This is a genomic window from Gracilibacillus pellucidus (genome assembly GCF_033949965.1).
GTDB lineage: Bacteria > Bacillota > Bacilli > Bacillales > Amphibacillaceae > Gracilibacillus > Gracilibacillus pellucidus.
This window is the reverse complement of sequence record NZ_JAWZSR010000008.1, coordinates 119,176-138,874: the sequence shown is the minus strand read 5'-3', so window position 1 is coordinate 138,874 and position 19,699 is coordinate 119,176. Positions and strand designations below refer to the sequence as shown.

General features: G+C 35.3%; 18 protein-coding genes. 6 read left to right on the top strand and 12 right to left on the bottom strand.

Features of this window, described 5'->3' with window-relative positions; genetic code table 11:
• Positions 1 to 498 precede the first annotated feature (498 nt).
• Together acnA and SH601_RS13725 are read right to left on the bottom strand one after the other, a co-directional pair.
• The gene (acnA, locus tag SH601_RS13730; RefSeq protein WP_319958902.1) at positions 499 to 3,201 is read right to left on the bottom strand and encodes an aconitate hydratase AcnA; all 2,703 of its coding nucleotides are present in this window, start codon (positions 3,199 to 3,201) and stop codon (positions 499 to 501) included.
• Between the two features lie 273 nt (positions 3,202 to 3,474).
• Positions 3,475 to 4,572 carry an ATP-binding protein gene (locus tag SH601_RS13725; protein WP_319958901.1) on the bottom strand — a complete coding sequence of 366 codons (1,098 nt, stop codon included), beginning with the start codon at positions 4,570 to 4,572 and terminating at the stop codon, positions 3,475 to 3,477.
• A gap of 192 nt (positions 4,573 to 4,764) precedes the next feature.
• Here SH601_RS13725 and SH601_RS13720 point away from each other — a divergent pair, with 192 nt between their 5' ends.
• The gene (locus tag SH601_RS13720) at positions 4,765 to 5,250 is read left to right on the top strand and encodes a DUF2621 domain-containing protein (RefSeq protein ID WP_319958900.1); all 486 of its coding nucleotides are present in this window, start codon (positions 4,765 to 4,767) and stop codon (positions 5,248 to 5,250) included.
• A 137-nt stretch (positions 5,251 to 5,387) separates the two neighbouring features.
• Here the strand turns inward: SH601_RS13720 and SH601_RS13715 are convergent, their stop codons facing one another.
• Positions 5,388 to 5,813: a Na(+)/H(+) antiporter subunit B gene (locus SH601_RS13715; RefSeq protein WP_319958899.1), complete on the bottom strand. Its 426-nt coding sequence runs from the start codon at positions 5,811 to 5,813 to the stop codon at positions 5,388 to 5,390.
• Positions 5,814 to 5,855: 42 nt separating this feature from the next.
• Positions 5,856 to 6,560: a cytochrome c biogenesis CcdA family protein gene (locus tag SH601_RS13710; RefSeq protein ID WP_319958898.1), complete on the bottom strand. Its 705-nt coding sequence runs from the start codon at positions 6,558 to 6,560 to the stop codon at positions 5,856 to 5,858.
• Positions 6,561 to 7,072: 512 nt separating this feature from the next.
• On the opposite strand from SH601_RS13710, the gene SH601_RS13705 reads away from it, so the two are divergent.
• The 3 genes from SH601_RS13705 to SH601_RS13695 are packed head-to-tail and all read left to right on the top strand — an operon-like array spanning position 7,073 to position 9,575.
• Positions 7,073 to 7,801, top strand: coding sequence for a metal ABC transporter ATP-binding protein (locus SH601_RS13705; protein WP_319958897.1), 729 nt, complete (start codon positions 7,073 to 7,075; stop codon positions 7,799 to 7,801).
• The gene (locus SH601_RS13700) at positions 7,798 to 8,640 is read left to right on the top strand and encodes a metal ABC transporter permease (RefSeq protein WP_319958896.1); all 843 of its coding nucleotides are present in this window, start codon (positions 7,798 to 7,800) and stop codon (positions 8,638 to 8,640) included. Before SH601_RS13705 ends, SH601_RS13700 begins: the two co-directional genes overlap by 4 nt.
• Positions 8,637 to 9,575 carry a metal ABC transporter substrate-binding lipoprotein gene (locus SH601_RS13695; protein WP_425323695.1) on the top strand — a complete coding sequence of 313 codons (939 nt, stop codon included), beginning with the start codon at positions 8,637 to 8,639 and terminating at the stop codon, positions 9,573 to 9,575. The genes SH601_RS13700 and SH601_RS13695 overlap by 4 nt, the downstream gene beginning before the upstream one ends.
• Before the next feature lie 426 nt (positions 9,576 to 10,001).
• Here SH601_RS13695 and SH601_RS13690 read toward each other — a convergent pair whose 3' ends face one another.
• The 4 genes from SH601_RS13690 to SH601_RS13675 all read right to left on the bottom strand — a co-directional run bounded on the left by SH601_RS13690 (position 10,002) and on the right by SH601_RS13675 (position 13,498).
• Positions 10,002 to 10,226: a YneF family protein gene (locus tag SH601_RS13690; protein WP_319958895.1), complete on the bottom strand. Its 225-nt coding sequence runs from the start codon at positions 10,224 to 10,226 to the stop codon at positions 10,002 to 10,004.
• A gap of 140 nt (positions 10,227 to 10,366) precedes the next feature.
• Entirely contained in the window at positions 10,367 to 12,367 is a 2,001-nt protein-coding gene (tkt, locus tag SH601_RS13685; RefSeq protein ID WP_319958894.1) for a transketolase, read from the bottom strand.
• A gap of 170 nt (positions 12,368 to 12,537) precedes the next feature.
• A complete protein-coding gene (locus SH601_RS13680) occupies positions 12,538 to 12,762 on the bottom strand; it encodes a DUF896 domain-containing protein (RefSeq protein WP_319958893.1) in 225 nt (74 codons plus the stop codon).
• Between the two features lie 73 nt (positions 12,763 to 12,835).
• Positions 12,836 to 13,498, bottom strand: coding sequence for a YneB family resolvase-like protein (locus SH601_RS13675; RefSeq protein ID WP_319958892.1), 663 nt, complete (start codon positions 13,496 to 13,498; stop codon positions 12,836 to 12,838).
• Between the two features lie 261 nt (positions 13,499 to 13,759).
• Here SH601_RS13675 and lexA point away from each other — a divergent pair, with 261 nt between their 5' ends.
• A complete protein-coding gene (gene lexA / locus SH601_RS13670) occupies positions 13,760 to 14,380 on the top strand; it encodes a transcriptional repressor LexA (RefSeq protein WP_319958891.1) in 621 nt (206 codons plus the stop codon).
• 376 nt (positions 14,381 to 14,756) lie between these two features.
• Here lexA and SH601_RS13665 read toward each other — a convergent pair whose 3' ends face one another.
• The 3 genes from SH601_RS13665 to SH601_RS17660 all read right to left on the bottom strand — a co-directional run bounded on the left by SH601_RS13665 (position 14,757) and on the right by SH601_RS17660 (position 17,516).
• Complete coding sequence (locus tag SH601_RS13665; RefSeq protein WP_319958890.1) at positions 14,757 to 15,455, bottom strand: hypothetical protein; 699 nt, start codon at positions 15,453 to 15,455, stop codon at positions 14,757 to 14,759.
• 282 nt (positions 15,456 to 15,737) lie between these two features.
• Positions 15,738 to 16,466 carry a hypothetical protein gene (locus SH601_RS13660; protein ID WP_319958889.1) on the bottom strand — a complete coding sequence of 243 codons (729 nt, stop codon included), beginning with the start codon at positions 16,464 to 16,466 and terminating at the stop codon, positions 15,738 to 15,740.
• 120 nt (positions 16,467 to 16,586) lie between these two features.
• Positions 16,587 to 17,516, bottom strand: coding sequence for an N-acetylmuramoyl-L-alanine amidase family protein (locus SH601_RS17660; RefSeq protein WP_413775130.1), 930 nt, complete (start codon positions 17,514 to 17,516; stop codon positions 16,587 to 16,589).
• Between the two features lie 177 nt (positions 17,517 to 17,693).
• Between SH601_RS17660 and SH601_RS13650 the strand changes: the two genes are divergently transcribed.
• Positions 17,694 to 18,218: a GNAT family N-acetyltransferase gene (locus SH601_RS13650; protein WP_319958888.1), complete on the top strand. Its 525-nt coding sequence runs from the start codon at positions 17,694 to 17,696 to the stop codon at positions 18,216 to 18,218.
• 72 nt (positions 18,219 to 18,290) lie between these two features.
• Here the strand turns inward: SH601_RS13650 and SH601_RS13645 are convergent, their stop codons facing one another.
• Positions 18,291 to 19,550 (bottom strand): hypothetical protein, encoded by a 1,260-nt coding sequence (locus SH601_RS13645; RefSeq protein ID WP_319958887.1) that lies wholly within the window; start codon positions 19,548 to 19,550, stop codon positions 18,291 to 18,293.
• Positions 19,551 to 19,699: the final 149 nt, after the last annotated feature.

The window sequence follows — 19,699 nt, the reverse complement described above, 5'->3', positions numbered from 1 at the left end:
TCTTCGTAGATAGTGGATAACTTATCGCTACGTCAGAATACTCCGCTTTCATAGTGTTTTCTATGCCACGGGCTTGTCTTCAACTAACTTTTTCAACAAGAACGGTTGAAAAAGTGGTTTTCTTCACAAAGTTAGATGAAGCCGTACCGAGCAGCATAGAAAACACTACGAGAGCGTTCTTTGCTTGAGTAGATGTTGCACTTGTGCCCAGAGGGTGAAAGCGTAGTGTTTTGTCGGAGCTTATGCAAGCACTCATCAACAATAGAATGGGAAAAAGTCTAGCCCACAGGAGACTATCGCTTTTAGACTGTGAAAATACAATATGCATATTGAGATAATGTGTTTCCATGTATACGTGACCGAGTGGTTACTCTTCTCTTTTTTCGATTTTTAATACAAAAGTGTTTTTGAAGAAACACTGTAGCAGAGGCTAGTATTAATACTTCTCTTCACAAAAAAAGATAGCTCATGTGCGAGCTATCTTTTTCTTTCTATCTATTAAGCTAGTTTATTACGTAATACCATTTGAAGGATGCCACCGTGGCGATAGTAGTCTACTTCTACTTCACTTTCAAAGCGTGCCACTACTTCAAATTCTGTTACTTTACCGTCTTTTGCAGTTGCTTTAACTTTTACGATATCACGTGGTTTAACTGTTTCGTCAATTTTTATTTCAAATGTTTCTTCACCAGTTAATCCTAAGGAATCTGCTCCTTCACCTTCTTTAAATTGCAATGGAAGAACACCCATCATAACTAGGTTAGAACGGTGAATACGTTCGAAGCTCTGTGCAATAACTGTCTTAATACCTAATAAGTTTGTACCTTTGGCAGCCCAGTCACGTGAACTTCCCATACCATAATCATTACCAGCAAGTACAACAAGTCCTGTGTTATCTTGTTGATATTTCATTGCCGCATCATAGATTGGCATTACATCACCAGTTGGCCAGTAAGTAGTGAAACCACCTTCTGTTCCAGGTGCTAATTGGTTTTTGATACGGATATTTGCAAAGGTACCACGCATCATAACTTCGTGATTACCACGACGAGAACCATAAGAGTTAAACTGACGAGGTGACACGCCATTGTCTTGTAAGTATCTACCTGCTGGCATATCTTTTGCGATTGCTCCAGCTGGTGAAATGTGGTCAGTTGTGACAGAATCACCAAATTTACCGATTGCACGTAATCCAGATAATTCTTCTACTTTACCAGGTTCTTTTGAAAGTCCTTCAAAGAACGGAGGATTTTGAATATAAGTAGAATCATCATTCCATGAATATAACGGCTCGTCAGTCGTTTCAATTGCATTCCATTTTTCATTAGAATCAAAGACGTTTTTATATTGTTCACGGAAGATCTCTGGTGTTACAACTTTCTCTACTTGTTCACGAATCTCATCCATTGATGGCCAAATATCATTAAAGTAGACAGCATTACCATCTGCATCTTGACCGATTGGCTCATTTTTCAGATCAATATCTACTGTTCCAGCTAATGCATATGCCACTACTAGAGGTGGTGAAGCTAAGTAGTTCGCCTTAACAAATGGATGGATACGTCCTTCAAAGTTTCGGTTACCAGAAAGAACAGATGCCACTGTTAAATCATTATCAGCGATCGCTTTTTCAATTTCTTCACGTAACGGACCAGAGTTACCAATACACGTTGTACATCCATAACCTACCAGATTAAATCCTAGTTGATCTAGGTATGGCATTAAACCTGCGTCTTCTAAGTATCCTGTAACTACCTTAGATCCTGGAGCTAATGAAGTTTTCACGTAAGCTGGAACTTCAAGTCCTTTTTCTACTGCTTTTTTCGCAAGTAGACCTGCCCCTAGCATAACATAAGGGTTAGAAGTATTTGTACATGAAGTAATGGCTGCGATTGCTACAGCGCCTGTTTTCATAACTGATTGACGTCCATCTGCATGGTTGATTTCCACTTCTTTATCAAATTCTGTAGCATCTAAACCGAATCCTTGATTACCAGCTGGAGCTGTAATAGATTCATTGAAAGAATCCTTCATATTTGATAGTGGAATTAAATCTTGTGGACGTTTTGGACCAGAAAGATTTGGTTCTAATTCAGATAGATTAATTTCTACTAGATCAGTAAAATCTGCATCTGCTTGATCAGGTGAATACCATAAGCTATTTTCTTTACAATACTTTTCTACTAAAGCAATTTGCTCTTCACTTCTACCCGTTAAGCGAAGATAATTTAACGCTTCTTCGTCAACTGGGAAGAAACCACAAGTTGCTCCATATTCAGGAGCCATGTTAGAAATAGTAGCGCGATCAGCTAACGGCATATCTTTAAGACCAGGCCCGAAAAATTCTACAAACTTACCAACAACCTTTTTCTCACGTAATACTTGTGTTACTTTCAATGCTAGGTCAGTAGCTGTTGTTCCATTAGGGAAGCTACCTGTAAATTTCACACCAATAACATCTGGTTGCGGGAAGTAAGATGGTTGTCCAAGCATACCTGCTTCCGCTTCAATACCACCAACACCCCATCCTAGCACACCTAAACCATTAATCATTGTCGTATGTGAATCCGTACCAACAAGTGTATCAGGGAAGGCCTCAACTTCTCCATTTGCATTTTCTACTCCATGGACAACATTCGCAATATATTCTAAGTTAACTTGGTGAACAATTCCTGTTGCAGGTGGAACTGCACGATAGTTATCAAATGCTTTTTGTGCCCAGTTTAAAAATTCATAACGTTCAGCATTACGTTCAAATTCTAATTCCATATTTGCGCGTAACGCATTTCTTGTTCCATACTCATCAACCTGAACAGAGTGGTCAATAACAAGATCGACAGGTACTTCTGGATTGATCTTGTCTGGAGATCCACCCATATCAACCATTGCTTTACGTAATGACGCTAAATCTACTACTGCAGGTACACCTGTAAAATCTTGCAAAATTACACGTGAAGGCTTGAAAGGAACATCCTCGCCTTCTTCTTTCCCCCAGTTTACTAGACTTTTAACATGCTCATCTTTAATTACGTGACCATCATGTTGACGAATTAATGATTCAAGTAAAACACGGATAGAAAATGGTAGACGATCAATATTACCAATTCCTGCTTCTTCTAATGCTTTTAATTGGTAATAGTTATACTTCTTACCATTCAGTTCAAACTGCTTTTTAGCTTGAAATGGATTTTGATTTGTCATTTCGTCAAGTTACCCCCTTAAAAATGTTAGACCGTAATCCGATCTTGCATATCTCTTAATACTATGTAATATAGTATGCACCATACTATTTTAAATGAAATCGGTTTATAAGTAAAATAATTAATAATGTAACGTCCTTTGTTCATTATGAAGCACGACTTCTACCAGGGAACTAACACTGATTTATCCCCCACTTAACTTCTTGTTTATACTTGAATCTTGCCGTGGGGGTATCTCGGACTTTTTTATCTTAATAAAACCTAGCAAAATTACTTAATCTTCAGAAAAAGGCAGGCATATGCTAAATGTACTTCCCTTTCCATTTTCCGATTTTATTTCTAATCTACCATTATGATTATCGATAATTTGGTTGGAAATCATCAATCCTAAACCCGTACCATTCTTCTTCGTTGTAAAAAAAGGCTCTTTCAATTTATGGATGAGATGTTTTGGTATACCAGGACCTTGGTCAGCAATAGAAATCACACATTCTTGCCCATTACGATAGACTTGAACATGAATCATACCTCCATTTGCCATTTCCTCGATTGCGTTTTTTATTAAGTTAATAAACACTTGCTTTAACTGAGACTTATCACAATGAACCATATAATCACCTTGGACCTCTAGCACTAAATCGATATCATATAAATTAGCTTGCGTTCGAAGTAAAATAATGACATCTTGCAGCATTATTTGTACATTTTCATTACACTTCTCATCTGTCATCGGTTTCGATATAAATAACAACTCTGATGTGATTGCATTGATCTTATCAATCTCATCCATCATTATTTTATAATACTCATCTTTATTTGTGATACCACCTTGCAATAATTGAACGAAGCCCTTCAAGGAAGTAAGTGGATTTCGAATTTCATGTGCGATCCCAGCAGCTAATTGACCAGCGATGGACATTTTTTCAGATCGAATCAACATTTCTTCAGCTTGCTTTTTGTCAGAAATATCCCGAGATAAGGATAAGACCTTTTTTTCACCTTGAAATTCTATTACTTGTAGGATGATTTCAAAGACTATAAAACGCCCAATATGATTTCGAATATGTATATAAAATTTCTGTTCATTATGATTGTTCATATCAAAATAGTTTTTTATATTTATTAAATCATCTCGCATGATATAACGAAAAACAGTTTGTCCTATCGCTTCCTGTTTACTAAATCCAAGTACTTTTTGTACAGAATCTGATATATATTCAATCTTTCCAGAATAGTTATTGATACACGCTATATCAAATCCATTATTTTCCATCTTTTCAACAATATCTTTCGGTAAGTCAAACAACTTAATGATCTTATTTTTGTCAGGACCGGCATCAGCATTTTCTGGTTGATCGACATAATTCAGCAATTTTATACCTCCCCACTTTTTTGTTTGAAAATAATTTTAGTAAAAGTCTAATTATGCTATAATATCAACGATCTAGTAAATTATATGAACAAAAGAAATAATCATGCCTTATTTGACGATTTATTGTTATCTTACTATAATTTTACATGAAATAAAATAGTTAAACCAAGAAGATTGGTAGGTGTAAAACATATGTCCTCATCTTTTATGTTATTTATCATGACATGGACTTTTATTTTATTAGGACTTATTGCTATTGGCGGCTTCTTTATGTTTCGAAAATTTCTGAAAAGTTTGCCAAAAGATGATGGAAAGTCTGATTTAGATTGGGAAAAATACTATATTGAACAATCGCGTCACCTCTGGAAAGAGAGCGAAAAATCACTTCTTGAAGAATTAGTCTCACCTGTTCCAGAGCTTTTTCGAGATGTAGCACGACAGCGAATCGCTGGAAAAGTCGGTCAAATTGCTTTAGAAAAAAACGAGAAAAACATCACACAAGAAATATTAATTCAAGGCTATATCATAGCTACTCCGAAACGCGATCACCGATTTCTGAGAAAGAAATTAAAAGAGAAGAATATTGATGTGAACAACTATGAGCATTATTTCAACTACTCACCAGAAGACTACCGTAATAAAAAATACGCAGCAAGAACACGTAGTAATATGAGATAACCGTGACTTGCTGCGTATTTTATTAGCTTTTTTTACAGTGCAAATGTCCGTACCCCCCACTTCAAACGCTCAAGTCAAAACAAGGTAACTAGGGGATAAACGGTAACTAACTTCCTGATAAGTTTCCATTTATGTTTTTAACGATCACTTGAAATAGTTAAAACAATGGTCATTGTAACACCAATAACTGTTAAATATACTCCAAGGTCAAATAGCATTGCTGTTGCTAACTCTATCTCACCAAAGATAGGTACATGAAAATAGCCAAATGTTTGACTTAATAATGGTTGACCAAAAATAAAGGCACCTACACCTGTTGCAATAGCAATTAGTAGACCCACACTGATCATTGTACGGTAATTAACTGGTAATATTTTATTTACCGCCTTTTCTCCATATGCCATGTACATAAGGACAATTGCTGCAGCAGTCATTAAGCCGCCGATAAATCCACCACCGGGTTCATTATGGCCTGCGAAGAACAGATTGACTGCAAAACCAAAAAGGATAAAAGCTATTAGCACAGTCATCGTTTTAAGGATTAAATCATTTGTTTTTACCATTCTATCTCCTCCAACTATCTATAGTATCTCTTACTTACCTAATTAAAATCCTGTGAAATTAAATAGCCCCGCAAGAAAGGATGTTAATTTTGTCATTAAATCAAAAAATAAGAAGAATCCCATGAAAATCATGACATATCCACCTATTTTCACTAACTTTTGCGCATTATTTCTAATCCACTTCATTTTACCAATAAAGAAGGCAAGGATAAAAAATGGAACAGAGAAACCTAATGAATAAGCAGTCATTAAGATGATCCCCATCTCCGTATTTGCTGCCGCAAGAGAGATTACCGCCATTAGAATTGGTCCTGTACAAGGTGTCCATCCTAATGAAAATGCCATCCCTATAATGAAAGAACCGATAAATCCTGTCGGTCTATTTTTGAAATGTACTTTTCTTTCCTTCATTAGAAAATCAAATTGCAAGGCACCAACAATAATAAGACCGAAAAAGATAATTAATATCGCACCGATCTGCCTAATTAAATTATCCCATCTAATTAAAAACTCTCCAATAAAACTTGTTGTAAATCCTAGAACTATAAAGATACTGGAAAAGCCCAACAAAAAGAATAAAGTGTGGAGAATACTTTTGTAGTTAAACATTGCCTTTTCTTCTTTTATATCACTTACACTCATTCCCGTAATATAGGAGAGAAATGCAGGATACAGTGGTAATACACAAGGAGAAATGAAGGATAAAAAACCTGCACCAAATGCAATAAACATATTTACTTCATTCAAATCGGTCACTCCAAACAATGCCAAAAAATAGACATTCATTATTGTGAAATATATTAAACTTGTGGATTTTATGTAGAACAAAAACAGTTTTTTTGATCATTCTTTCACCAAAAATATAGCATAATAACAAAAGAATAACAAGAGTAACTTCCTTTCTATTCAATACTCCAAACGATACCGACCTGTTTCTTCATATTTATATATACCAAATTATTTTATTACAATGGAAAAAACCCAACTCCTAATAAATTTCGTTAATAAACCATTAAAATCTAAAACTCTCACTGTTTGAACGTGCACTTTATTGTATTATTTTGTACATAAAATGAATATTGATAAGAAATTTAAATGTTGGAAATCGTAATCTTTACAAATTGATTTACGAGGAGTATACTTTAATTAAAGTTTACTTAGGGAAACTTTTTTACCCAAAAGACATATTATATATCCAAAATGTATAACGTTTTATTATAAACAATGAACTCTATTTATTAAAAGAGGTGGAAACTAGCATGATTGCAGTGGAAAATTTGTCTGTTACATACGATGGCAGAACAAATGCAGTAGAAAAGGTTAACTTTACGTTCGAAGAACCCTCAATAGTTGGCATACTCGGTCCGAATGGTGCTGGTAAATCAACGTTAATAAAAGGAATGCTAAAGTTAATTCCTAGTGAAGGACAGACTTATTATAATGATGTTTTGCTAAAAAAAGTACAACGAAAAGTCGCGTATGTTGAACAAAAAAGCGCAATTGATTACACTTTCCCTATTACAGTGAAAGATTGTGTTTCACTCGGACTCTATCCATCAGGTAAATTGTTCAAGAAAATCTCAAATGAAGACTGGAAAAAAGTTGATAATGCATTAGAAAAAGTAAAAATGATTGATTTTAAAAATAAACAGATCGGAGCACTATCTGGTGGGCAGTTCCAACGTGTGCTTATGGCTAGAACTCTCGTACAACAAGCAGACTTAATTTTTCTAGATGAACCGTTTGTCGGAATTGATGCGGTTAGTGAAAAAATTATCATGGAAATTTTATTTGAATTCCGAAATCAAGGAAAAACTATTTTTATCGTGCACCATGACTTAGGCAAAGTGAAGGATTACTTTGATAAGTTAATTCTTATGAATCATCACCTTGTTACCTATGGTGATACGGAAGATGTATTTGTCGATAAAAATCTTATTGCAACATATGGTGATTCCATTATTGTCAAAGGCGGTGAAGAAAAATGATCAGTAATTTTATTGATGGCATTCTGCAATATCATTTCTTGCAGAATGCTCTAATAACTTCTACCGTCATCGGGATTGTAGCTGGAGCAGTTGGTTGCTTTATTATCTTAAGAGGTATGTCGTTAATGGGTGACGCTATTTCACACGCTGTGTTGCCTGGTATAGCTATCTCGTTTATATTAGGATTTAACTACTTTGTCGGAGCAATTGCTTTAGGTTTAATTGCGTCATTTATTATTACGTTTATATCAAATAATAGTAAAATTAAGAACGATGCAGCTATCGGCATTACGTTTAGTTCCTTTCTTGCCTTAGGTGTTATTTTAATCGGCGTTGCAAATAGTTCAACGGATTTATTCCATATACTCTTTGGGAACGTATTGGCCGTACAAGACTTTGATAAATGGTTAACAATTGCTATCGCCATTATCGTTTTAATTATATTGTTTATTTTCTTTAAACCGTTACTCATTACTTCTTTCGACCCGAATATGGCAAAAGCCTTCGGTATGAAAGTAAATAATTATCACTATTTACTCATGATTTTATTAACACTTGTATCTGTTACTGCGATGCAAAGTGTCGGTACTATTTTAATCGTAGCAATGTTAATTACACCTGCTTCCACTGCATATCTGTACACTAATAGATTAAGCTCAATGATCTTCCTTGCTTCTTTTTTAGGAGGGATAACGTCGATTATCGGCTTATTTATCGGTTATAGCTTCAATATAGCAGTTGGTTCTTGTATCGTATTAACATCTGCTCTCATTTTTCTTATTAGCTTCTTTATTTCGCCTAAACAAGGCTACTTTAAAAGAAAGGTGGTTAGTTCATGATAAAGCATAACAAAATCGCTATTTTTGCCAGTATGTTTACTGCGTTTCTATTGTTATTATCAGCCTGCGGCGGTGATGATAACTCGTCTGACAACGATAAATTAGATGTTGTAACAACAAATTCAATTATTTGGGATATCACAAATAACATCGCTGGAGAAAAAATTAACTTACACAGCATCGTCCCTGTTGGTAAAGACCCACATGAATACGAACCATTACCTGAAGATATTGTTAAATCAACGGATGCTGACTTAGTTTTTTATAATGGATTAAACCTTGAAACAGGTGGTAATGCTTGGTTTAGCAAATTAATGAATAATGCTAATAAACAAGAAAATGAAGACTATTTCCCTGTTAGCGATGGTGTTGACCCACTCTACCTTGAAGATAGCAATGAAGAAGGAAAAGAGGACCCTCATGCTTGGTTGAATTTAGAGAATGGTATCGTGTATGCACAAAATATCACAAAGCATTTATCTGAAAAGGACCCAGATAACCAAGCGTTTTATGAAGAGAATCTAGAAGAATATGTTGCGAAATTACAGGAATTAGATGCAGAAGCGAAAGATAAGTTTCAAACCATTTCTGATGATAAGAAAATGATTGTCACAAGTGAAGGTTGTTTCAAATATTTCTCGAAAGCTTACGACATCCCATCTGCTTATATTTGGGAAATTAATACGGAAGAAGAAGGAACACCAAACCAAATCAAAGATCTTGTGACCAAATTAAATGAAACGGAAGTACCTGCGCTATTTATCGAAAGCAGTGTAGACGATCGTCCAATGAAAACTATCTCGAAAGAAACAGGCATTGATATTTATTCAAAAGTATTTACAGACTCTATTGCTGAAGAAGGCGAAAATGGAGATAGCTATTATTCCATGATGAAATGGAATCTAGACAATATTTACGAAGGTTTATCACAATAATTACCTGATATGATTTCCATGTAATATGGAAATCATATCTTTTTTTGATTCCGCTTCTATTCGTTAAGCAAAAAGAAAAAGCACCCTAAAGGATCCCTTTTTCTATAATACATAATTATCGATATCTTTCACTTTATAAAGTTGAATTCTTTCTTTGAAAATGTCTACTTCCGAAATATTTGTTATTTTGCTTTTCTCTTGTTCTGTAATAATATTGTTATCCGTTAATTTTTAAAGCAGTTTTTCTATAACAAACTTTTGTTTTAGATATCCCTCAACTAAATGGAGGCTTTCAATCTCATACGCTTAAAACATTACAAGCCATTCTCTCTGCTATCATTTTTTCTAACAGAAAGAATGGCTTGGAAAATAAGTTTCTTACATTTTTTATACTATTAAGAGACCCCTATAATATGGTCCGAAAACCTATTTGCTATCCATTTGATTGTTCATTGCACGCATCATTTGTTTAATTTTCTTCTGCGATGGTTTTTGGCCCATCTGCATCATTAATGTTCTTAACATTTGCTCATTAATAGGTGGGTTTTTCTTTAAATAACTCATCATGTATTTTCTCGCGATAAAAAAGCCTAGGGCGATCCCGGCTAACAAAGCAACTACGAGCAATACAATCCAAATCCAAGTGCTCATTTACTTGTTCCTCCTTCAATTTCTCTCTAATACAGTATATTAAAAGTCGATTAATAATACAAGCACTACTTATGTATAACTACTGTTTAAAAAAAGAAAATGGGACGAGGAACTTCTCCTCTGTCCCATCAACCATTATATTAGAATAATTCGTTCACATGTTTCACAACATTTTCAACAGTGAAACCATATTCTTCGATAATCTTGTCACCATTTGCAGAAGCACCAAATGTGTCGATTGCAATAATTTTACCTTCTAGGCCAACATATCGCTCCCAACCTAATGAAGAAGCCATTTCAATACCAACACGTTTTCTTACTGTGCTTGGTAATACAGATTCTTTGTAAGCTGCATCTTGTTTGTCGAAACGATCAAATGACGGAATACTTACAACACTTACATCTTTACCTTCTTCTTTTAATGCTGCTTGTGCTTTTACTGCAAGCTGTACTTCAGATCCAGTTGCAACAAGAATTGCATCAGGTGTTTCTTTCGTTGATGGACTAATGACATATCCACCTTTTTTCACACCTTCATACGCATGTTCAGCAGTACCAGGTAATGTTGGCAAGTTTTGGCGTGTAAGTACTAATGCAGTTGGCTGTGAAGTAGATTCAACAGCTAAACGCCACGCAGCTTGTACTTCATTTCCATCAGCAGGACGGATAACAGAAAGATTAGGCATTGCTCTAAACGCTGCTAATTGTTCAACAGGCTCGTGAGTCGGACCATCTTCCCCTACTGCAATAGAATCATGTGTTAATACATATGTTACAGGTAGGTTTTGAATAGCAGATAAACGAACTGCTGGACGTAAGTAATCACTGAATACGAAGAACGTACCACCGAACACTTTTAAGCCACCGTGTAATGCCATACCATTAAGCGCTGCAGCCATAGCAAATTCACGTACACCAAACCAAATATTACGCTTGTCAGGTTCAGCTGCTGAGAAATCACCAGCATCTTTTAGGTTTGTTTTGTTAGATCCAGCTAAGTCGGCACTTCCACCAAATAATGATGGTACTGCTTTAGCCACCGCATTTAACACTTCACCAGATGTAGCACGAGTAGCTGCTGCATGAGTACCAGCTTCATATACAGGTAATTCTTTCTCCCATCCTTCTGGAAGTTTGTCATTAATTGCATCCTCTAATTCTTGGCTTAATTCAGGATAAGCTTTCTTATATGCATCGAATAGTTCATTCCATTCTTGCTCAGCTTTTTTACCGTTTTCAACAATTTTCGTTTCAAAATCTTGGTATACTTCATCTGGAACAGCAAATTCTTCATGATCCCAAGCATAAGTTTCTTTTGTTAGTTTCACTTCATCTTGACCAAGTGGTGCACCATGTGATGCAGATGATCCAGATTTGTTAGGAGAACCAAATCCGATTACTGTTTTTACTTCAATTAATGTAGGTTGATCAGTGTTTGCTTTTGCATCTGTAAGTGCTTTAGAGATAGATTCTGTATCTGTTCCGTCTTCTACACGGATTACTTGCCATCCATATGCTTTAAAACGATCTTCTACATTTTCCGAAAATGCTTTATTCAACTCACCATCTAAGGAAATATCATTAGAATCATATAGTGCAATAAGTTTGCCTAATTTCAAATGACCAGCAAGAGATGCCGCTTCATGTGAGATACCTTCCATCAAGTCACCATCACTTACAAGTGCAAATGTGTAGTGATCTACAACATTGAAGTCATCTTTATTATATTTAGCTTCTAAGTGTTTTTCAGCCATTGCCATACCAACACTCATCGCAATACCTTGTCCAAGTGGTCCAGTAGTTGCTTCTACTCCATCTGTATGATGAACTTCTGGGTGACCTGGTGTTTTAGAACCCCATTGACGAAATTCTTTTAGGTCATCGATTGATACATCATAACCAGCTAAATGTAGTAAGCTGTATAACAACATTGACCCGTGTCCTGCTGATAATACGAAACGGTCACGGTTAAACCATTTAGAACTTTTCGGGTTATGGTTCATGTGTTCAGTCCAAAGAGTATATGCCATTGGTGCTGCGCCCATAGGCAACCCTGGGTGACCAGAATTAGCTTTTTCAATAGCGTCTATTGATAATGTTCTAATAGCATTAATAGACTTTTGTTCAATTTGCTTTGCCATCGTAAATTTGTCCCCTTTCAATATACAAAAAAATATGTACGCACATCTATAATCCTATAACGAAATGAAGTCAAAGACAAGTATCTCTATTCAAAAACAGAGCATTTTCTTCAAAAACAGCAATGTTTAACAAAATTTTCTTGTATAAACAAAGAAAAAGCAGCAAAATACTACTTTTTCTTTTGTAACTTTTTAAGTTTTTCCGGAGTAACGTCATTCCCATTCGGGTCAACGACTGTCATCCCCTTCATATGATTTTTAAATGATTTTCTCACATTTTTCAAATAAGCTTCACGTAATTCTTTTTGTTCTTGTTTTTCTTCTACTGTTAAGCCTTCTTTTTTCGATTTATTTGCAAGCTCATTAATTCGAGCAATTTTATCTTGTGATAACATCGAGATTGTACACCTCATTCCTTTTAAAAATGAAAAAAAGTATATGACATCATCGTCTATACTCCCTATCATTCTAATCTTCATCTTGTAATTTTTCAAGTGTTTGATACTCTTGGTAACGGCGATGTACCGTTGCTTTGGATACATCATAACCCATTCCTCTAAGAACAGATGCAATCTCTTGAAACGTAAGCTTATTGCCCTTCAATCTAACAACTTCTTCAATCGGGAATTCTTTTCGCTCACGTCCTGTCGCAAGATGTTGATTAGAAAGGTTTTTAGCTGGATTATAGCCGTTGCTTACTGCTTTTTTCATTCCTCGTCTTATTTTGGCATTATGTAATTTTCGCTGATACTCTTCTACTATGGACACAATTTGCAAAACCATTGAATCCCCTTCTGACAAATGAAGCTCACCATTATGTGATAATGTGTAAATCGATATACCTAAACGATTCAATTGATGTAACAAAGCTATTTTCGTATTTCCTCTACCTAGTCTAGTCTCATCCTGAACCAGAAGGGTGTCAGCTTGTCCATTTTGAAATGATTCTAACATTTCAAAGACACCCTCTCTTTCAATCTCATAGCCGCTCTGTTTCTCTTGTATCGTCTTAAACACATTAAAATTATATTGATTAGCGAAATATTGTAGTTCTTCTGCTTGTCTTTTAAGAGAAGTTTCTTGTGCATCCTTCTCTGTACTTACACGACAATAAATAATTGCATTAGTCATTTTTCTTACTCTCCTACTTTATAAACTAGTTACTACAGAATAATATAAAAAGATAATAGCTAGTATAAAGGCAACTAAGTAAAAAATGTCAACTTTCGATAAATTTTTTAACATATTATCCCTCCACAGAACTTTTGTTCGTAACCATATTATACACGAACGAATGTTCATGTCAACAGATTTTTCGAACGAATGTTTGTAAAACAATTGTTGCTGTGCTATAATTTACTTAATAAATAATACGTGTGAGGAGATTTTAATATGACAAATCTATCAAAACGGCAAGAAGAGATTTTGGCTTATATTAAACAGCAAGTAGAATTAAAAGGATATCCACCATCTGTTCGTGAAATTGGGGAAGCGGTCGGCCTAGCATCAAGCTCAACTGTTCATGGACACTTGGCTAGATTAGAAAAGAAAGGCTACATTCGTCGTGACCCTACGAAGCCAAGGGCTATTGAAGTCCTTCCACAAGAAGGCGAAATTACTATTCCAAAATCTGAGGCTACTTTTGCACCAGTTATCGGGAAAGTTACAGCAGGTCTACCGATTACTGCTGTTGAAAACATTGAAGAGTATATCCCAATTCCTTATAACGAAATGCATGCAAGCGACCAATTATTTGTATTGATTATTGAAGGCGATAGTATGATAGAAGCTGGCATTTTAAACGATGATAAAGTAGTAGTTAAACAGCAAAACACAGCTGAAAATGGAGATATTGTTGTTGCAATGACAGAAGATAGTGAGGCTACGGTTAAACGTTTCTTTAAAGAAAAAGACCATATTCGCCTACAGCCTGAAAATGCAACAATGGAGCCATTAATTTACGAAAATGTTAGTATTTTAGGGAAAGTCGTAGGGTTATATCGAACCGTTTAAATGGATACCTCCTGCCTGATATAGAGTGCGCACTATTATAGTCGCACTTCTTTTTTCTTAATACCATAATAATATTATGTTAACTATTTTGCCCATAATAATCCCCTTGGCAATTGATTCATACTGCCAAGAGGATATTTTTCTTATGATGGTGATGACTGTAGCGCTTGTATCCCACATTACTGGTACGTCTAATTAAACAAAGGTACCTCTTTGTCAATGGAATATCTGCTAATGTCACTTCTAGATATATGCTCATTGAAAGAAAAATAGTAGCAGACCGTATCTTTCTTCATGTTAGGACTACCTGAAATCTTTTGATCGAGTATAGAAGATTTATACAGGCCAATTTACACTCATCAAATGTCTTTTTACTTTATGGCAGGATTCCTCCACCGTTTGGCGGTGCTGGTAATGTGTGTGTCGGTGCAACACCTGGCGTTTCGCAACGATTTGGATTGACATCACAAATATTACCGCTTGCGTCTTGAATTACTGGACGTGTTACCGTAATCGTTGTTTTTAAGATTACTTTAAATAGGATACCTTGAACAAGATCGATTCCTGCTGCCCCGATTACAGGGACACCTGGCTGAACAAAGATACCTTCGATTTCCAATGGTGTTTCCGTTAACGTATCTTCTGGACATGCTCCAGGGAAGTCGGTGTGTTCTTGGAATGGAAGACTAGTATCCAACGTAACGGGCAATTCAATATCTAAAATAGAGATTGTAATGGATGCAGGTAAAAGACCAATATTAACTACTTTATCCTTAATAACACGTGCATTTTGTGTTACAGCATCTAAATTCGGTACAATATTAACAGAAACAATATCATCTAACACACCTAAACCAGCAAACGCTGTAATTGGTAATGTTGACTCCGCCACTTTTTGTACGGTCTTTGTTCCTACTAATGAGTTTACTACTACACAATCGTTGGTTAATTGTGCTGGTTTTATTACTGGTTCTGTCACATTACAGTTACAACCTTCTACTTTCTTTTTCGCTTTTGGTCTTAAAGGTAGTTTTGCAGGAACCTCAACTTTAACACCACAATTGTTACTTGCCATTATATCGCTTCCTTTCACTCTTATTTCATTATGAAACTAACTTTAATTTTGCTAGCCATTTTCCAACTATCGCAGAACTGCTCATGGCATAAGATCTTTTATTTTTAGTGCAATTGATACTTCAATGACTGCAAATCCTAGAGCTGTGCAGCGATTTGCAATTATTTCTTTCGTTGTTCATTCTAGTTTCATAGCTTTCTCCAATATATAACAAGAACAGCCAGTTGATTGCATTTTTTGTACTGACTATCCAGTCTTAACTAACCTTGTTAGATGATTAACCTATGGTAAAGGTAAAATGCCTCCACCATTTGGCGGTGCTGGTAATGTCTGTGTCGGTATAGCGCCTGGCGTTTCACAACGGTTTGGATTAACATCACAAACATTTCCGCTTGCATCTTGGATAACTGGTCGTGTAACCGTAATCGTTGTTTTCAATACTACTTTAAATAGAATACCTTGAACAAGATCAATACCAGCAGCTCCAATTACAGGTACACCCGGCTGAACAAAGATACCCTCTATTTCTAATGGAGTTTCCGTTAGTGTATCTTCTGGACATGCTCCTGGAAAATCTGTATGCTCTTGGAACGGTAAACTTGTATCTAATGTTACAGGAAGTTCAATACCTAGAATCGAAATAGAAATGGATGCCGGAAGTAGACCGATGTTGACTACTTTATCCCTGATAACTCGTGCATTTTGTGTAACTCCTTCTAAATTTGGAACTACATTAACTGATACAATATCATCTAGCACACCTAAACCAGCAAACGCTGTAATTGGTAATGTCGCTTCCGCCACTTTTTGAACTGTCTTTGTTCCTACTAATGAATTTACAACGACACAATCATTCGTTAATTTCGCTGGTTTAATAGCTGGTTCTTTTACGTTACAGCTGCAACCAACTATCTCTTTTTTCGGAACAATAATTTCTTTTCTTGCATTTGCTTTTTTCTTTGTAGAGACTCTTGCTGAACTTTGTACTCTTCCACACTTATTGCAAGCCATTATACCCCATCCTTCTTTATTCAAGATTTTTTTCCATTAAGGATTCTCTTTATTTTACTGATTTCACCAAGTTTGGTGTGGGCATTTACGATAGTCGTTATTACTTTTGTTTAGCCTTTTTTAGAATGTGTCTGCATTTAACCGTCTTTGCAGCTCTTTTACCATCATTGAAGGATTACTAATCACCCCATCCACTGGTGTTCCTAAATACATTTGAAGCCTTCGAATTGTTTCAGGACCAAGTAAACCATCCGCTGATGCACCAACTTTATCTTGCAACGATCGAATCACCATACTTCCACCGTTACCAAATGTTATCCCATTTACGATCATCGTTGTCACACTATTTCTAACTTGATTACTAATGATGCCATCTTCCACTGTACCTAATGCCCGTTGTAAGGCGCGTGTAGTCTCGCTTCCCCACCTACCATCCACGATTAAACGATTAGATAATTGTTCTTCTTTTGGTTTCACACTTACAGCACGTGATATATTTCCTCTTACCTTCTTTTTTAAGTTAAAGATACGAACAATCCCATTCACATGACCTTGCGCAACTTTGTCTAAAAAAGAGGAATCCTTTAACTGTTGTGCATCCTCTTCTGAATCGATAAATCCATTTTCCGTTAGAATGGCTGGCATTTTTGATTCACGTAACACATGAAAATTTGCATTCTTCTTCCCTCTGTTCGTCCAATCCATATAACGATTGATTTCATTATGCATGGTCTCTTGTCTTTCACTACTTTGCGAAGAATTGGTCGAATTAGTATGAATATAATCTTCATAACCTGTTCCACCACCAGCATTCACATGAATACTAACGAAATAATCTGCTCCCCACCTGTTTGCGGCATTCGTACGTTGATTTAGTGAAACAGTCCGATCCTTCATGCGACTTAAACGAACCGAAAGATTCGCATAATCACTTAATTTTTCTTTTATTTTCATTGCAATTATTAATGTTATATCTTTTTCCATCAAATCGTTAGCTACTGCACCTGAATCAGTCCCCCCGTGACCAGGGTCAATAAATATTTTGACCAAGCTCCCCCTCCTCTCTTTTCCTTAACTTTAAATAGGACGTATGAAATCCCTATATGAGTAATATAAATACTAACTAGCTATTTTGTAACGGCGCTTTAGCTATTAATCATTTGAATGGCCAAATCAAGATGATATAATAATAAAAATCTAATTATTGGAAAACAATGAGGTGAAATGATGCTAGAACATAATAGAATACTATTAGAAGAAATATCTGAACAAGATGTAGATGGTTTGTACAAGTGCTACTCTCACCAAGAAACGATGGAATTTTTCGGGCATAAAACAATAAATAATTTGGAAGAAGCATTAGACATTATTAAAAAGAATCAAAAAATGAAAGAATTTAATACCGGAGTACGTTATGTAGCTAAAATGAAGGATACCAAAGAATTTGTGGGGGTAGTGACATTGAAGCGATACAATAGGACACATCACCGAGGTGAAATCGACTATATCATATTACCTCGTCTGCAAGGAAAAGGTTTTGCGTCAGAAATGCTGCACCTCTTTCTAGAAAAAGTGTTTAAAGAATGGAATTTAGAAAGAATTACCGCATATGTTGACTTAGATAATGTACGTTCTTATCACCTGTTAGAAAAACTGCATTTTCAAAAAGAAGGGCTTTTACGTTCATGGGTATATGATAATGGTTCCTATTATGATGTTTATTCATTTAGCTTGATTCGTAGTGATTTATAAGCTTTTATATGATATTAGCACTTCTTTTCACTACCGAGAATGAACCAAAAAAAGAGGGGAAAAATCCCCTCCTTACTCAAATGCTGCTAATTCAAATTCATAAATACCATCTTCTTTTGTTATAATGACAAAACGGTCATTATCAAGGACTTTATATACATCAGAAACGGTTGAAGCCATATCAATCACTTCTTCATCTAATTGGTATTGTTTTAGTAATTCCTTAGATTGAATATCCAAAATAGATAGAACCGTATGGTCAACACTGCTACTTAAAAGGTAGAAATTATTCCCATGAATGAATGTGTAAACATAGTCATTTCCAAATCCTTCATCATCGTCGTAATAATAGTTAATGTATGGTTCCCCAGTAGAAGTATCTATCCCAATTGTTCCAAATGCCATATGATAAGTTAAAATACCATCTGTATATTCTAAATATCTACCATACTCATAATCATGGTCTACATCTTCAAATGTACTTAACTCTGTCAATTCCCAAGTATCTGTGGCCAGCTTATAAAAAGTGAATGTATGATTCGTTAGCTGTTTTACGAAATAGATTGTATCTTCAACTTGCAATCCAGCTGTATAATATCCTTTTTCTTCGTATAGGATATCACCTGTTTCTTTATCTAAAATATATAAATAAGGAATTCTACCTCCCCCAACATGAACATAGTTATCTAGCACTTCTACTCCATCAAGAATCGACTCGATTTCCGGTAAAGGTGTACTCCATAACAATTCTGAGCTTTCTTTGTCATACGCTTCAAGAATAACATGATCTTCACTAGTTTCAGAATCTACCATATAACTAGTATTTTCTGATTGATAACGACTAACATGCTGTAAGTATTCTTCTTCACTTATATCAGCTGTTGTGTTTTCTTCTGGTTTAAGAGAAATACCAATTGTTTTATACTCATCTTCTTCCTTATAATAAAGCTTTTTGTCATAAGCATTAAATTCGGAATAAGCAGATGATCTTAAATAACCATTAGGTTCCCAAACCGGTTCACCAGTTTTCCAATTCATTGCCCAAGCCGTAGATTCTCGTTGTGCAAGTGCAACATCCTCGTCTAAATATGCAACAAAATTTTCTGTTAAAATTTCCTGATGTGGATAATGATTATGTTCTACATCTGTCAGTGGTTCAACTGTAACACCATCATGTTCTTCATAAAGGTTTAAATCTGTTAATTCATTGTTTCCTGTTTTTTGATTGGAGGTATCCTCACCATTTTCTGTTGATTGTGCTTCTTCTGAACTACAACCAAATAAAACAACACAAAGGCACAGAAAAATGAAGAGTTTGTGCATAATTTTCATGAATAAAAAATTCCTTTCTTCACATAATATGTATTTTTAAAACAAGCAAAGATAGTATAACACTTGCTATTGCTAAGATATATGAGTAATTGGTATCTTTTTTGCCAAATAAGAAATTTCAAAATAGTTATAATAGACTAGTTTTTATT